Genomic DNA, 13,069 nt, shown 5'->3' with positions numbered 1-13,069 from the left:
CACTTGAGGGGAGAGGGCAGGGTGAGGGGGTTGCGGCGCGGAGCGACGCTTTGCGGAGTCAGCAGTCCCCCTCACCCCAACCCTCTCCCCCAAGGGGGCGAGGGAGTACTGCAGTCGGTGGCTCCCCCGCATCAGTCCATCAGCTTCTGGGCCAGGTACACGTAGTGCCGGGCCCAGCGCTTGGCGTTCATCTCCGGGTCGGCGTCGTTGGAATGCCCCCCGAAGGTGTTCTCGAAATAGAGGTAGGGGTACCCGAGGGCCTCCATCTTGGCGGCGAACTTGCGGGCGTGGCCGGGGTGCACCCGGTCGTCGCGCGTGTTCGTCGTCACGTAGGGCTCGGGGTAGGTCTGGCCGGGCTTCAGGTTCAGATAGCCGTCGTACTTGGCGATGAACTCGTGGTCCGCGGGCACGTCCGGATCGCCGTACTCGCCGATCCACGAGGCCCCGGCCGAGAGCTTGTGATAGCGCAGCATGTCGACCAGCGGGCTCTCGACCACCACGGCGTTCCACAGCTCCGGGTGCTGGGTCATCGAGACGGTGGTCAGCACCCCGCCGTTCGAGCGGCCGTAGATGCCCAGGCGGCGCGGCGAGGTGATCTTGCGCGCCTCCAGGTCGCGAGCGACCGCGGCGAAGTCGTCGAAGGCCAGCTGGCGCTTCTCGCGCAGCACCGACTGGTGCCAGGCGGGACCGAACTCGCCGCCGCCGCGGATGTTGGCGATGACGTAGGCGCCGCCGCGCTCCAGCCAGATCTTGCCCATCTCCGGGATGTAGATCGGCGGCTTGGCGACCTCGAACCCGCCGTAGCCGTACATGATGGTCGGGATCGAGCCGTCGAGCTTGGCGGCCTTCGGGCGGACCACGAAGTAGGGGATCTTGGTCCCATCGGAGGAAGTCGCCCAGAACTGGTCGACCTGGTCCTTGCTGGCGTCGAAGCGGGCCGGCAGCGACTTCAGCTTTTGCGCCTTGCCGGTGGCGCCGTCGGCCAGCCACAGGCTCGACGGCGTCAGGAAGCCCTCGGCCCCGACGAACAGCTGGTCGTCCTTGCCGGAGGTCGAGATGATCGACAGCGTCTCGCCCTTGGGCAGCGCCAGGCGCCGCGCGGTCCACTTGCCGTTCTTCAGGTCGTAGACGTCGACCGCGCCCTTCACATCCTCCAGCAACTCGACGGCCAGCAGGCCCTTGGTGTCGGTGACCGACTGGATCGCCTGGCGCGGGCCGGGCTGGAAGACCAGCACCGGCTTGGCGGCGAGATCCTTGGGATCGTAGGCGATCAGCGCCCCCGAGCCGAAGCCGTTCCAGGCCTCCTGCAGGGTGAAGATCATCCGGCCGTCCACATAGGCCTTGAACTCCGCCTTCTTCGGCAGGGCGATCGGGGTCAGGCGGCCGTCGAAATACAGTGAGTAGTCGGACTCAAAGAAGGTCAGGCCGCGCTGGATCAGCACGCCGTCGGTCTTGCCGCCCTCCCCGCGCAGCACGCTGGCGTTGGCCCAGACGTCCGACTTCTCGCCGCGGAAGATCTCGACCGCTTCGCCCGAGCGCTTCAGGATCTTGACCACGTTGGCGTAGCCCGACGCGGTGACCTCGCCCGCCGTCCATTCTCGCCACGCGACCAGGGTGTCGCGGTCGATCCACTCGGCGCCCTGCTTGCCCTCGGGCGAGCGGAAGCCGCCCTCGACGAAGGTCTTGGTGCTGGTGTCGAACTCGCGCAGTTCGACCGCGTCGCCGCCGCCGTTCGACAGCCGCACCAGGCACAGGGTCTCGTCCGGCTTCAGGCAGGTCGCGCCCTTCCAGAACCAGTTACGACCCTCGGCCTTGGCGAGCTTGTCGATATCGAGCGTGACCTCCCAGGCCGGGGCCGCGGTGCGGTAGGAGGCGAGGGACGTATGGCGCCAGACGCCATGGGTGTTGGTCGCGTCCTGCCAGAAGTTGTCGACCCCGCCGGCCCGGAAGTCGGGCTTCGGCACCCGGTCCGTGGCGGTGAAGATCGCGCGGCCTTCGGTGAGGAAGGTCTGGTAGCGCGCGTCGCCCTCCAGACGCGCCAGGGACTTGGCGTTCTGGGCCTCGACCCAGGCCATCGCACGCGGGCTGTCGATGTCTTCGAGCCAGATGAACGGGTCGGCGGGCGGCGTCTGAGCCAGGGCCGCCGGGGCGGTAAGAAGAGCGCCTACGAGCGCCGCTGTAACAACTTTCATGGGCGTTACGCATAACGGCCAAGCCGGAACCTGTCTCGTGCAAGGTGATCGCAGGCCGTTTCTCGCCTATATAGCCCCGGCCATGAGCCGTCCGTTCCTGAAGATGAACGGGCTCGGCAACGACTTTGTCGTGGTCGAGGCCCGCACCGCCCCCTTCGCGCCTACCGCCGCGGAGGTGCGCGCGATCGCCGATCGCCAGGCCGGCGTCGGCTGCGATCAGCTGGTTTCTATAGAGCCGTCGGAAAAAGCTGACGCTCGCGTGCGGTTCTGGAACGCCGACGGCGACGAGGTCGGGGCGTGCGGCAACGCCAGCCGCTGCGTCGGCTGGCTGCTGATGGAGGCTACCGGCGCCGACCAGGCGGTGATCGAGACCCAGGGCGGCCTGCTGACCGCCACCCGCGCCGGCGACAAGATCGTCAGCGTCGACATGGGCGAGCCCGGCCTCGACTGGCGGCAGGTCCCGCTGGAGGAGGAGATGGACACCCGCGGCATAGAGCTGCAGGTCGGTCCCATCGACGACCCGATCCTGCATACGCCCGGCTGCGTCTCGATGGGCAATCCGCATGTGGTGTTCTTCGTGCCCGACGCGGAGGCCGCGCCGGTGGTGCAGGTCGGCCCGATGATCGAGCATCACCGACTGTTCCCCGAGGGGGTCAATGTCGGCTTCGCCCAGATCGTCGCGCGCGACCGCATCCGGCTGAAGGTCTGGGAACGCGGCGCGGGCCTGACCAAGGCCTGCGGCACCGGCGCCTGCGCGGCGCTGGTCGCCTCCTTTCGCCGCGGCCTGGTCGATCGCAAGGCGACCCTGGTGCTGGACGGCGGCGAGTTGGTCATCGAATGGCGTGAGAGCGACGGCCATGTGATCATGACCGGCCCGGCCCAGGTCGATTTCACCGGAACCCTGCCGTGAGCCACGACCACGACATCGCCGAGGCCTTCGAGCTGACGCCGCGCACGGCGCCGGCCGACGCGGGCGGCGTCGATATCGTCACCTTCGGCTGCCGGCTGAACGCTTATGAGAGCGAGGTCATCCGCGCCCGCGCCGCCGAGGACGGGCTGGAGAACGCCATCGTCTTCAATACCTGCGCGGTGACCAACGAGGCCGTGCGCCAGGCGCGTCAGGCGATCCGCAAGGCCCGGCGCGAGAACCCGGACGCCAAGCTGATCGTCACCGGCTGCGCGGCCCAGATCGATCCGGCCGCCTTCGCCGCCATGGCCGAGGTCGACCTGGTGCTCGGCAACGCCGAGAAGTCGCAGGCCGGCGCCTATGCCGACCGGATCCCCGAGGGCAAGGTCCGCGTCAACGACATCATGAGCGTGCGCGAGACCGCCGGTCACCTGATCGACGGCCTCAAGGATCGCGCCCGCGCCTATGTCGAGGTCCAGAACGGTTGCGACCATCGCTGCACCTTCTGCATCATCCCGTATGGGCGCGGAAATTCGCGCTCGGCTCCCGCCGGCGAGGTGGTCGAACAGGTCCGCAAGCTGGCCGCCCAGGGCTATCAGGAAGTGGTGCTGACCGGGGTTGACGTGACCAGCTGGGGCGCCGACCTGCCGGGCCAGCCGACCCTCGGCCAACTGGTCGCGCGGATCCTGAAGCTGGTTCCGGACCTGCCGCGCCTGCGGCTGTCGTCGATCGACGCGGCCGAGATCGATCCCGACCTGATGCGCTGCCTGGCCGAAGACCGCCGGCTGATGCCCTACCTGCACCTGTCGCTGCAGGCCGGCGACGACATGATCCTCAAGCGCATGAAGCGTCGGCACAACCGCACCGACGCCCTGAAGCTGGTCGCCGACGTGCGCGCCGTGCGCCCCGACGTCGCCTTCGGGGCCGACCTGATCGCCGGCTTCCCGACCGAGACCGAGGAGATGTTCGAGAACACCCTGCGCCTGGTCGAGGAGGCGGGCCTCTCGTTCCTGCACGTCTTCCCGTTCAGCCCGCGCCCGGGCACGCCGGCGGCGCGGATGCCGCAGCTTCAGCGGCCGGTGATCAAGGACCGCGCCGCGCGCTTGCGCGCGGCGGGCGAGGCGGCGCTGGTCCGTCACCTGGATCGCCAGGTCGGCCGGACGTTGGCGGGCCTGGTCGAACGCCCCGGCGTGGCGCGGGCCGAGGACTTCACAGAGATCGCCTTCGAGGGCGAAGCCGAGGTCGGGTCGGTGGCGGCGCTGCGCGTCCACGGCCACGACGGCGGCAAGGCGCTGGCGCGGGTCTCCTAGGTCGTCAGGGCGTGCCGCGCCCCGGAAACGCCGGCAGGGTCCAACCGTAGTGGATCGCGCCGGCCCGCACCGCGAAGGCGGCGGCGAAGCCGAGCAGGCCGGTCCAGTAGTCGCGCAGGCCCAGGGCGTCCAGAACCACATAGACCGCCGCCCCGATCAGCGCGCAGCTGACATAGAGCTCTCGCCGCAACAGCACCGAAGGCTCGTTGGCCAGCACGTCGCGGATGATCCCGCCGAAGCAGGCGGTCAGCACCCCCATGACCAGGGCCGAGAACGGCGGCGCGCCCAGTGACAGCGCCTTAGCCGCGCCGACCACGCTGTAGGCGGCCATGCCCAGGGCGTCGAACCACAGCAGCACCTTCAACCGCGCGCTGCCGGTGCCGAAGATCCAGACCGCGACCGCCGCCGCCACGCAGACGATCATGTAGTCCGGCCGGCCGACCCAGAAGACCGGCGCGTCGAGCAGCAGGTCGCGCAAGGTTCCGCCGCCGACCCCGGTCACCGCCGCGAAGAAGGCGAAGGTGACGATGTCATGCTTGCGTTGGGCGGCGGCCAGGGCGCCGGTCGCGCCGAAGACGGCGACGGCGGCGTAGTCGAACCAGGCGAAGGCGGTGGCGAGCGCGTCCATGGCTTCATCCTCTATCGCGCAACCCTTTGACGAGCTAGAAGCGGCCCATGACCGAACCGAAGAAGGGCTGGTTCCAACGTCTGACCGCCGGGCTGTCACGCTCGTCGAAACAGATGACGGAACAGGTGGTCTCCACCTTCACCAAGCAGCCGCTGGATCAAGCCAAGCTCGATGAGCTGGAAGAGATGCTGATCGAGGCCGATCTCGGCCCGCACTCGGCTGCGCGCATCACTCAGCGCTTCGCCGAGGAGAAGTTCGGCAAGAGCGTAGACGAGCACGAGATCAAGGAAGCCCTGGCCGAGGCCATCGGCGCCGAGCTCGAAAGCCGCGAGGGCGAGTTCACGCCGCTGAACGGGGCGCGGCCCTACGTGGTGATGTTCATCGGCGTCAACGGCTCGGGCAAGACCACCACCCTGGGCAAGATCGCCGCCGACCTGGTCGGTCGCGGCGCCAAGGTGCTGGTCGTCGCCGGCGACACGTTCCGCGCCGCCGCGGTCGAGCAGTTGAAGGTCTGGGCCGAGCGCGCCGGCGCCGACTTCATGTCTCGCCCCACCGGTTCGGACGCTGCGGGCCTGGCCTTTGATGCGGTCGAACGCGCCAAGGCCGAGGGCTATGACGTGGTGCTGATCGACACCGCCGGCCGCCTGCAGAACAAGCAGGGCCTGATGGACGAGCTCTTGAAGGTCATCCGCGTGGTCAAGAAGGTCGAGCCGGACGCGCCGCACGAGACCCTGCTGGTGCTCGACGCCACGGTCGGCCGCAACGCGCTGGCCCAGGAGAACATCTTCGGCAACCAGATCGGGGTGTCGGGCATCGTCATGACCAAGCTGGACGGCACCGCCCGCGGCGGCGTGCTGGTGCCGGTGGCCCAGGCGTCCGACAGCCCCATCAAGCTCATCGGCGTGGGCGAGGGGATCGAGGATCTCCAGCCGTTCAAGGCGCGCGCCTTCGCCCGCACCCTGGTCGGACTCGACGAGACATGAAGCTCTCCCCCAGCGCCCGCAAGTGGGTCCGCGGCGTCGTCGACTACGGCGGCCTGGCCGCGTTCCTGATCGGCTTCTTCCTCAACCGCGGGGCCGGCATGACCTCGCAGGAAGCCCTGGTCCAGTCGACCTGGTGGCTGGTCGGCGGTTCGGCCCTGGGGCTCATCGTCGGCCTGGCCTTCGAAAAGCGCATCGCTCCGTTCCCGTTGATCGCCGGCGGCGCGGCCCTGGTGTTCGGCGGCCTGACCCTGTTCTTCCACGACGTCCGCTTTGTGAAGCTGAAGCCGACGGTGATGAACAGCCTGTTCGGCGTGGCGCTGCTGGGCGGCTGGGTCCTGCGCAAGAACCCGCTGAAGCTGCTGCTGGGCGATGCGATGAAGATGCCCGACGAGGGCTGGCGCAAGCTGACCCTGAACTACGGCCTGTTCTTCCTGGCCCTGGCGGGGCTGAACGAGATCGTCTGGCGCACCCAACCCGACGACGTCTGGGTGGTGTTCCGCTTCCCCGGCCTGCTGATCCTCACCGTGCTGTTCGGCTTCGCCCAGGTGCCGCTGATGATGAAGTACGCCAAGACCGACGAGCCGCCGCCGCCCCACGTCGAATAGCGATCGGCGCCCCTGGCGCCGCCGCCGTCCACTGACCATGTGTCGTCAAATCGACACCGTAAGCCGGTAGCGTCCAGGCGTGTCGACAGGCGGGGGTGGAACCGGATGGCCAAGTCGAAGTCCCAGGATAAGCCGAAGAAGGGTCTGCCGGCCCTCGAGAAATCGCCCAGCCACCTGCTGCACCGGGCGCTGCAGCTGGCGCTCGACATCTATGCCGACGAACAGGGCGAGGGCGGCGTCACTCAACGACAGTATGCGGTGCTGGCGGCGGTCGAGGCCTATGAGGGCCTGACCCAGACCGACCTGGTGCGCATCACCGGCATCGACCGCTCGACTCTGGCCGATATGGTCGCGCGGATGATCGTCAAGGGCATGCTCGAGCGCCAACGCTCCGCCGCCGACGCCCGCGCCAACGCCGTCAGTCTGACCGAAACGGGCCGCCTGGCCCTGGCCGAGGCCAAGCCGAAGATGGCGGCGGCGGACGCCCGGCTGCTGCGGCTGCTGTCGAGCGCCAAGCGCGAGGCCCTGACCACCGGACTGCGCGACCTGATCCGCGCCGGCGACGACGCCGCGGCCGCGCCGGTGCCGATCGCCGCGGCCAAGCAGCCGAAGGCGGACAAGGCCGACAAGCCGAAGAAGGCCAAGGCCGACAAACCCAAGAAAAAGAAGCTCAAGAAGGCGGCCTAGCCGCCTGCGTCAGACCCGGATGTCCAGGATCGAGCCCGGGCGCAGGATTCTCTGCGGCGGGTCGGCCGGCAGCGAAGCGGGCATGCGCTGGGCCGGCGCGGCCGGCGCCTGCGGCTGAGCCTGGACCTGCGGCTGGGCCGCGGCGGCCGGGCGGCCCATCGCGGCGGTGAAGAACGCCTGCTGGGCGCTGTTGCGCGCCGTAGGCTGGGCCTGCGGCTGCGGGGTCGGAAAGATCGGCGGGCGGATGGTGCTCACGGACGGCGCAACTATGGTTAACGGAACCTTGGCGAGGTTTCGTTGCGCCGCCTCAAGGATTGGTTAACGCCGGTGGCGCTTTCGCCTAGCGCGCCTTGGCCAGCAGTTCGCGCGCCTTTTCCGCGGTGAGCGGTCCGGTGTGCTTGGCCAGGATCGTCCCGCCGGGGCCGACCAGATAGGTCTCGGGCACGCCGGTGACGCCGAGGTCGATGCCGGCGCGGCCGTCGCGGTCGACCAGGCGCTCGGCATAGGGATCGCCGAGCCGGCCGATGAAGGCCTTGGTGTTCTCGGGCGCGTCCTTGTAGGCGACGCCGATGATGCGCACGCCCTGCTTCTTCAGGTCGACCAGCACCGGATGCTCGATCTCGCAGGGGGCGCACCACGAGGCGAAGATGTTGACCAGCACCGGCGCGGGCTGGGCGGCGTCGTGCAGCCGCACCGGGCGGCCGGTGTCGAGCGTCGGCAAGGTCAGGTCGGGCAGCGGCTTGCCGACCAGGGCGTCGGGCTGGACCTGAGGATCGCGCTTGAGAGAATAGAGGCCGAACAGCAGGCCGAGCGCCAGCAGCGCGGCCAGCGGCAGGAAGGCGAGGGTGCGGTTCACTGGTCGCCGTCCCGCTCAGCTCGGCGGCGCCAGGCGCGCGACTGGCGCAGCGTGAAGACGATCATGCCGAGGAAGACGAGCGCCGTCAGGCCGTAGGCCGGCCACACGAACAGCGCGTACTTGCCGGCGTCGAGATCGAGCATCGGGTTATCCTCTCGCCGCGCGCAGGGCGGCGGCCTCGGCCCGGCGGCGCCAGACCTGGGCGCGGATGCCGACCAGCCACAGCGAGCCGAAGGCCGACATATAGGCCAGGCCCATCAGCAGCAGCGGCCACAGATAGTCGTTGGTCATCGCCGGGCCTTCGGCGCGGAACACCGAGGCCCCCTGGTGCAGCGTGTTCCACCAGTCGACCGAGAACTTGACCACCGGCAGGTTCACCGCCCCGACCAGGGCCAGGATCGCGCAGGCGCGGGCGGCCTTGGTCTCGTCGTCGAGCGAGGCGCGCAGCGCCATGTAGGCGAGGTAGACCAGGAACAGCACCAGCACCGAGGTCATCCGCGCGTCCCACTGCCACCAGGTGCCCCACATCGGGCGGCCCCAGAGCGAGCCGGTGAACAGCGCCATGAAGGTGAAGGCCGCGCCCAGAGGCGCCGCGGCGCGGGCCGCCGCGTCGGCCAGGGCGTGGCGGAACACCAGCGCCAGGAAGCTCGCGGTCGCCAGGCAGGCGTAGACGAACATGCTCATCCAAGAGGCCGGCACGTGGATGAACATCAGCCGGACGGTGTCGCCCTGCTGGTAGTCTTCGGGGGCGGTGAAGCCGAGCCAGAGACCGGCCAAGGCCAACGCCACGGCGATGACGCCGAACATCGGCGCGGCCCAGCGGGAAAAGGCCATGAACCGCTCGGGATTCGACAAAAAGGCCGGCGCCGGGATCATGCCTGCGGCTTAGCCTCGGGCGACCCTGCCTGCAAGCGGCGCGTGCGCAGCGCTTGGCCGCGGGGCGACAGGCGATAGCCGACCTCGAGGCTCTCGGTCAGGCCCATGGCCTTCAGCTTGCGCACATCGGTCTTGAAGGCGAGCGTCTCGCGGCCCAGCCGGGCGGCCAGGTCCGGCGCCCGCACGCCCGGATGGGCGGCGATCAGCTCAAGCACCGCGGCGGTCCACGGCCCGCGGGCGTCAAGCCGGGCCAGCCGCGTCTCGATCTCATCGAGGGCATCGTCCGAGACATCGAGCCGTAAGGCCCGGCGCGGGTCCTCGCCGATGAGGCGGAAGGCGATGCGGTGGATCGGGGCCTCGCCCTCCAGGGCAGCCAGCGTCTGCGCGGCGTCGGCATAGCCGGCCCGGCGCGCGTCGGCGTCGCTGATCGCCTCCGGCGCGACGACGGTGATCTCGTCGATGGCCAGCACCCCGACCGGCGTGGTCAGGGTCCCACCGGCCTTAACGGTCGGCTTGCGCCACCGGCGGAAGGCCAGGTTGACCTTGCCCTCCGCGATGGCCGCCAGGACGGGCGCCTTGAACAGCATCGCCCGTCCCTTTTAGCACGGGAGCGGACTAGCCGCGCTGCGGTCCGTGGCCGCCCCGACCGCCGCCCATGCCCTTGCCGGGGCCGCGCTGGGCCAGGGTGTCGAAGGCCTTCTGCTGGGCCGGGCTCAGCTGGGCGTAGAACTTCTTGGTCGCCGCGGCGCGCTGGTCGAAGCGGGCCAGCCGCTCGGTCATCCGCGCCCGCTGGGCGTCGAGCCGCTGCGGCGTGGCCATCTGGGCCATGGCGGCGCGGTCGCCAGGCGCGGGGCGGGCGGCGGGCTTGCCGGCGTCGAGGAACGCCTTCAGCGCCGGCTCCTGGTCGGGCCGCAGCTGCAGCGCCGCGCGCAGGTGCTCGGCGCGGCGGGCGGCCATCGCTTCCGGATCCGCACGGCGCCACTCGCCGCGGCCGTCACGCGGCTGGCCGGGCGCGGCGGCGGGCGGCGGTTGCTGGGCGAGGCTGGCGCTGGCCATCAGGCTGGTCAGCAGGACGCCGCCGAGCGCGATCGGCGCGAGTTTGGTGAAGGTCATAGGTCGTATGCTCCGGTTGCCGCCCCTCTGACCGTTCAACGGCGCGGTTGGCGAAGTCCGTCGCGGCCAGGAGGGTTTTCGTCGACAATGACGCAAGCGCTTCTGCTGGTTCGATTACACGCCGCGCAGCTTTCGGGCGCTCAGGCCCAGCGCAACACGGAGACGGACTTCATGCGCAACCTTCTCGCAGGGCTGGCCATGACCTGCGCCCTCGTCGCCGGTCCGGCCCTGGCGGCCGACCTCGACCCCGTTGCGGTGCGCAAGATCGAGGCGACCGCCTACGATTATGTCGATGGCCAGCTGGAGGGCGATCCCGACCGCGTCGCGCGCTCGCTGCATCCCGACCTCGCCAAGCGGGCCGTGAAGCCGACGCCCGACGAGGCGCTGGGCCTGCGCCGGATGAGCAAGGAAGAGCTGGTCGACCTGACGCGACGCGGCGTGCTGAAAACCCCGCGCGAGAACTGGGAGCGCAAGGTCGAGGTGCTCGACATCGCCGGCGACGTGGCGGTCGCGCGGGTCGAAACGCCCTGGTTCATCGACTACTTCCACCTTGGCCGGTTTGGCGACCGCTGGGTGATCGTCAACGCCATGTGGCAGCCCAAGCCGCAGCCGCCGGTGACGGACTAGGCTTCCGAGCTAGCTCAGCGCGTTGCGGCAGGCCGCGGCCATGGCGATCGGGCCCAGCGCCACGGCCGCCGCCGCATAGGCGGCCAACAGTGCAAAGCCCGCCTTCCACGGCAGCCCGCCGGCGAACGAGTCCAGCGCCCCGCCGCCGAAGATCACCGGCGGCACGAACAGCGGCAGGACGATCACCGCGGTCAGCAGCCCGCCGCGCCGCGCACCCAGGCTCAGCGCCGCGCCGATGCCGCCGACGAAGGCGAAGGCCAGCCCGCCCATCAGCGCGCAGGCGAAAATCAGCGGCGCCAGGTGCGGCTTGGCCCCGAGCGCGATGGCCGCCACCGGCGCGGCGAACGCCAGCGGCGCGGCGGTGGCCAACCACTGTCCCAGGCACTTGATCGCGCAGGCGATCTCCAGCGGCACCGACGACAGCGTCAGCAGGTCGAGCGCCCCGTCCTCGTAGTCGCGCTCGAACAGGCGGTCGAGCGAGAGCAGGGCGGCCAGCGCCAACGCCACCCAGGCCGCGCCGGGCGCGATGGCGGCGAGCCGCGCGGGTTCGGGCCCGGTGGCCAGCGGCAGCAGGGTGGCGACCCCGGCATAGAAGGCCAGCGAGACCATCGGACCGCCGCCGCGGCCCCAGGCCAAGGCCGCCTCGCGCGACAGCAGGGCCATGGCGCGGCTCATGGCGCGGTCTCCCCGATCTCGACAGTGAGGGCGGGGATCGGCAGCGGGTCGTGGACCGCCGCGACGATCATTCCGCCGCCGGCCAGATGCTCGCCCATGATCTCGCCGAAGCGGGCGCGCCAGTCGGCGTCGAGCGGGCTGAGCGGCTCGTCGAGCAGCCAGAGCGCGCGCGGCGCGGCCAGCAGCCGGGCCAGCGAAAGACGCCGGCGCTGGCCGGCCGACAGTCGCCGCACCTCCAGGTCCAGCAGCCGGGTCAGCTCCAGCCGGGCGGCGGCTTCGCGCGCGGCCGTCTCGCTGGCCCCGCTCCAGCGCGCCCAGAACGCCAGCTCTTCCCATGCGGTGCGAGCGGGCTTCTGGCCGTCCTGGTGACCGGCCAGATGGATGTGCTCGGCGCGGGCGTCGACGGCGTCCAGCGACCCGAAGCGGACGGCGCCCTCCGCCAACGGCACGAGCCCGGCGATGGCGCGCAGCAGGCTGGTCTTGCCGGCCCCGTTGCGACCGACCAGGGCGGCCGCCCGCCCGGCTGGCAGTTCGAGGCTAAGTCCCGAAAACAAAAGCCTTCCGCCGCGCTCGAGCGCCAGATTTTCGATCACCAGCGCCTCGATCACGCGCCAGCTCCTTGCGGGTGATTCTCAGGTAGCGAGGAAATGCCGTCCCCTGCATGGACGGTTAGGAAATCAGGGTCTATGACGCGCGCGGCCGTCGCCACCTTGGGGGGCGTACGCGGCGCTGGGACGAACGCTGTGTGTCCGCCCCGAAAAGCGCGCGATCCCCGATGTGGTTCAAGAGCGGCCGAGAACAGAGGAAGGATCCCTGATATGGCGTCTAACGACAGCCTGAAGACCCGCCGCGAACTGGTCGTCGGCGACAAGACCTACGTCTACTACAGCCTTCGCGCGGCAGAGGAAGCCGGTCTTTCGAACGTGGCGCGTCTGCCCGTCTCGATGAAGGTGCTGCTCGAGAACCTGCTGCGCAACGAAGACGGCACGACCGTCGGCGCCGATGACCTGAAGGCTCTGGCCGCCTGGATCGACAACAAGGGCGCCGTCGAGCACGAGATCAGCTTCCGCCCGGCCCGCGTGCTGATGCAGGACTTCACCGGCGTTCCGGCCGTCGTCGACCTGGCCGCCATGCGCGACGCCATGACCAGCCTCGGCGCCGATCCCGAGAAGATCAACCCGCTGAACCCGGTCGACCTGGTCATCGACCACTCGGTCATGGTCGACTACTTCGGCACCGCCAAGGCTTTCGGCGAGAACGTCGAGCGCGAGTACGAGCGCAACATCGAGCGCTACCGCTTCCTGCGCTGGGGTTCGTCGGCCTTCAACAACTTCCGCGTCGTGCCCCCCGGCACCGGCATCTGCCACCAGGTGAACCTCGAGTACCTGGCCCAGACCGTGTGGCTGAACGAAGAGGACGGCGCCTCGGTCGCCTATCCGGACACCGTGGTCGGCACCGACTCGCACACCACCATGATCAACGGCCTGGCAGTGCTGGGCTGGGGCGTCGGCGGCATCGAAGCTGAAGCGGCCATGCTCGGCCAGCCGATCCCGATGCTGATCCCGGAAGTCATCGGCTTCAAGCTGACCGGCACGCTGCCGGACGGCGCG

General features: G+C 70.1%; 17 protein-coding genes. 7 read left to right on the top strand and 10 right to left on the bottom strand.

Going from position 1 to position 13,069, the window contains the following annotated elements; genetic code table 11:
• Nucleotides 1-131 precede the first annotated feature (131 nt).
• On the bottom strand, nucleotides 132-2,192 hold the full coding sequence (locus C0481_RS13405) for a prolyl oligopeptidase family serine peptidase (protein WP_293404562.1): 2,061 nt from the start codon (nucleotides 2,190-2,192) through the stop codon (nucleotides 132-134).
• 82 nt (nucleotides 2,193-2,274) lie between these two features.
• Between C0481_RS13405 and dapF the strand changes: the two genes are divergently transcribed.
• Both dapF and mtaB read left to right on the top strand, forming a co-directional pair.
• The gene (dapF, locus tag C0481_RS13400; RefSeq protein ID WP_293404561.1) at nucleotides 2,275-3,102 is read left to right on the top strand and encodes a diaminopimelate epimerase; all 828 of its coding nucleotides are present in this window, start codon (nucleotides 2,275-2,277) and stop codon (nucleotides 3,100-3,102) included.
• Between the two features lie 14 nt (nucleotides 3,103-3,116).
• Nucleotides 3,117-4,409 (top strand): tRNA (N(6)-L-threonylcarbamoyladenosine(37)-C(2))-methylthiotransferase MtaB, encoded by a 1,293-nt coding sequence (gene mtaB / locus C0481_RS13395; RefSeq protein WP_293404769.1) that lies wholly within the window; start codon nucleotides 3,117-3,119, stop codon nucleotides 4,407-4,409.
• Between the two features lie 4 nt (nucleotides 4,410-4,413).
• On the opposite strand, the gene C0481_RS13390 is transcribed toward mtaB, so the two are convergent.
• Nucleotides 4,414-5,037, bottom strand: a complete 624-nt coding sequence (locus C0481_RS13390) for a trimeric intracellular cation channel family protein (RefSeq protein WP_293404559.1) — start codon at nucleotides 5,035-5,037, stop codon at nucleotides 4,414-4,416.
• Between the two features lie 47 nt (nucleotides 5,038-5,084).
• On the opposite strand from C0481_RS13390, the gene ftsY reads away from it, so the two are divergent.
• From ftsY to C0481_RS13375, 3 genes are all read left to right on the top strand, one after another.
• Nucleotides 5,085-6,020 carry a signal recognition particle-docking protein FtsY gene (gene ftsY / locus C0481_RS13385; RefSeq protein ID WP_293404526.1) on the top strand — a complete coding sequence of 312 codons (936 nt, stop codon included), beginning with the start codon at nucleotides 5,085-5,087 and terminating at the stop codon, nucleotides 6,018-6,020.
• Nucleotides 6,017-6,625: an inner membrane-spanning protein YciB gene (locus C0481_RS13380; RefSeq protein ID WP_293404524.1), complete on the top strand. Its 609-nt coding sequence runs from the start codon at nucleotides 6,017-6,019 to the stop codon at nucleotides 6,623-6,625. The genes ftsY and C0481_RS13380 overlap by 4 nt, the downstream gene beginning before the upstream one ends.
• Nucleotides 6,626-6,730: 105 nt before the next feature.
• Nucleotides 6,731-7,312 (top strand): MarR family winged helix-turn-helix transcriptional regulator, encoded by a 582-nt coding sequence (locus C0481_RS13375; protein ID WP_293404521.1) that lies wholly within the window; start codon nucleotides 6,731-6,733, stop codon nucleotides 7,310-7,312.
• 9 nt (nucleotides 7,313-7,321) lie between these two features.
• Here the strand turns inward: C0481_RS13375 and C0481_RS13370 are convergent, their stop codons facing one another.
• From C0481_RS13370 to C0481_RS13345, 6 genes are all read right to left on the bottom strand, one after another.
• Entirely contained in the window at nucleotides 7,322-7,567 is a 246-nt protein-coding gene (locus tag C0481_RS13370) for a hypothetical protein (RefSeq protein WP_293404519.1), read from the bottom strand.
• An 85-nt stretch (nucleotides 7,568-7,652) separates the two neighbouring features.
• Nucleotides 7,653-8,168 carry a DsbE family thiol:disulfide interchange protein gene (locus tag C0481_RS13365; RefSeq protein ID WP_293404517.1) on the bottom strand — a complete coding sequence of 172 codons (516 nt, stop codon included), beginning with the start codon at nucleotides 8,166-8,168 and terminating at the stop codon, nucleotides 7,653-7,655.
• The gene (ccmD, locus tag C0481_RS13360) at nucleotides 8,165-8,311 is read right to left on the bottom strand and encodes a heme exporter protein CcmD (protein WP_293404515.1); all 147 of its coding nucleotides are present in this window, start codon (nucleotides 8,309-8,311) and stop codon (nucleotides 8,165-8,167) included. The genes C0481_RS13365 and ccmD overlap by 4 nt, the downstream gene beginning before the upstream one ends.
• 4 nt (nucleotides 8,312-8,315) lie before the next feature.
• A complete protein-coding gene (gene ccmC, locus C0481_RS13355) occupies nucleotides 8,316-9,002 on the bottom strand; it encodes a heme ABC transporter permease CcmC (RefSeq protein WP_363223571.1) in 687 nt (228 codons plus the stop codon).
• A gap of 38 nt (nucleotides 9,003-9,040) precedes the next feature.
• On the bottom strand, nucleotides 9,041-9,631 hold the full coding sequence (locus C0481_RS13350) for a hypothetical protein (protein WP_293404511.1): 591 nt from the start codon (nucleotides 9,629-9,631) through the stop codon (nucleotides 9,041-9,043).
• Between the two features lie 28 nt (nucleotides 9,632-9,659).
• Nucleotides 9,660-10,157, bottom strand: coding sequence for a Spy/CpxP family protein refolding chaperone (locus C0481_RS13345; protein ID WP_293404509.1), 498 nt, complete (start codon nucleotides 10,155-10,157; stop codon nucleotides 9,660-9,662).
• Between the two features lie 171 nt (nucleotides 10,158-10,328).
• Here C0481_RS13345 and C0481_RS13340 point away from each other — a divergent pair, with 171 nt between their 5' ends.
• Complete coding sequence (locus C0481_RS13340) at nucleotides 10,329-10,784, top strand: nuclear transport factor 2 family protein (RefSeq protein WP_293404507.1); 456 nt, start codon at nucleotides 10,329-10,331, stop codon at nucleotides 10,782-10,784.
• A gap of 9 nt (nucleotides 10,785-10,793) precedes the next feature.
• On the opposite strand, the gene ccmB is transcribed toward C0481_RS13340, so the two are convergent.
• Both ccmB and ccmA read right to left on the bottom strand, forming a co-directional pair.
• Complete coding sequence (ccmB, locus tag C0481_RS13335; protein ID WP_293404504.1) at nucleotides 10,794-11,459, bottom strand: heme exporter protein CcmB; 666 nt, start codon at nucleotides 11,457-11,459, stop codon at nucleotides 10,794-10,796.
• Nucleotides 11,456-12,067: a heme ABC exporter ATP-binding protein CcmA gene (gene ccmA / locus C0481_RS13330; protein WP_293404502.1), complete on the bottom strand. Its 612-nt coding sequence runs from the start codon at nucleotides 12,065-12,067 to the stop codon at nucleotides 11,456-11,458. The genes ccmB and ccmA overlap by 4 nt, the downstream gene beginning before the upstream one ends.
• 210 nt (nucleotides 12,068-12,277) lie before the next feature.
• On the opposite strand from ccmA, the gene C0481_RS13325 reads away from it, so the two are divergent.
• Nucleotides 12,278-13,069: aconitase family protein (locus tag C0481_RS13325; RefSeq protein ID WP_293404500.1), on the top strand; the 792-nt coding region annotated here is incomplete at its 3' end.

The sequence above is a fragment of the Phenylobacterium sp. genome (genome assembly GCF_013822795.1).
Classification (GTDB): Bacteria; Pseudomonadota; Alphaproteobacteria; order Caulobacterales; family Caulobacteraceae; genus Phenylobacterium.
Note: the sequence above shows the minus strand (reverse complement) of the source record. Positions and strands in the feature narration are given on the sequence as shown.

Coding starts and splice junctions, on each gene's coding strand:
- C0481_RS13405 (WP_293404562.1), bottom strand. CDS start 2,192: ATGAAAGTTGTTACAGCGGCGCTCGTAGGCGCTCTTCTTACCGCCCCG.
- dapF (WP_293404561.1), top strand. CDS start 2,275: ATGAGCCGTCCGTTCCTGAAGATGAACGGGCTCGGCAACGACTTTGTC.
- C0481_RS13390 (WP_293404559.1), bottom strand. CDS start 5,037: ATGGACGCGCTCGCCACCGCCTTCGCCTGGTTCGACTACGCCGCCGTC.
- ftsY (WP_293404526.1), top strand. CDS start 5,085: ATGACCGAACCGAAGAAGGGCTGGTTCCAACGTCTGACCGCCGGGCTG.
- C0481_RS13380 (WP_293404524.1), top strand. CDS start 6,017: ATGAAGCTCTCCCCCAGCGCCCGCAAGTGGGTCCGCGGCGTCGTCGAC.
- C0481_RS13375 (WP_293404521.1), top strand. CDS start 6,731: ATGGCCAAGTCGAAGTCCCAGGATAAGCCGAAGAAGGGTCTGCCGGCC.
- ccmD (WP_293404515.1), bottom strand. CDS start 8,311: ATGCTCGATCTCGACGCCGGCAAGTACGCGCTGTTCGTGTGGCCGGCC.
- ccmC (WP_363223571.1), bottom strand. CDS start 9,002: ATGGCCTTTTCCCGCTGGGCCGCGCCGATGTTCGGCGTCATCGCCGTG.
- C0481_RS13350 (WP_293404511.1), bottom strand. CDS start 9,631: ATGCTGTTCAAGGCGCCCGTCCTGGCGGCCATCGCGGAGGGCAAGGTC.
- C0481_RS13345 (WP_293404509.1), bottom strand. CDS start 10,157: ATGACCTTCACCAAACTCGCGCCGATCGCGCTCGGCGGCGTCCTGCTG.
- C0481_RS13340 (WP_293404507.1), top strand. CDS start 10,329: ATGCGCAACCTTCTCGCAGGGCTGGCCATGACCTGCGCCCTCGTCGCC.
- ccmB (WP_293404504.1), bottom strand. CDS start 11,459: ATGAGCCGCGCCATGGCCCTGCTGTCGCGCGAGGCGGCCTTGGCCTGG.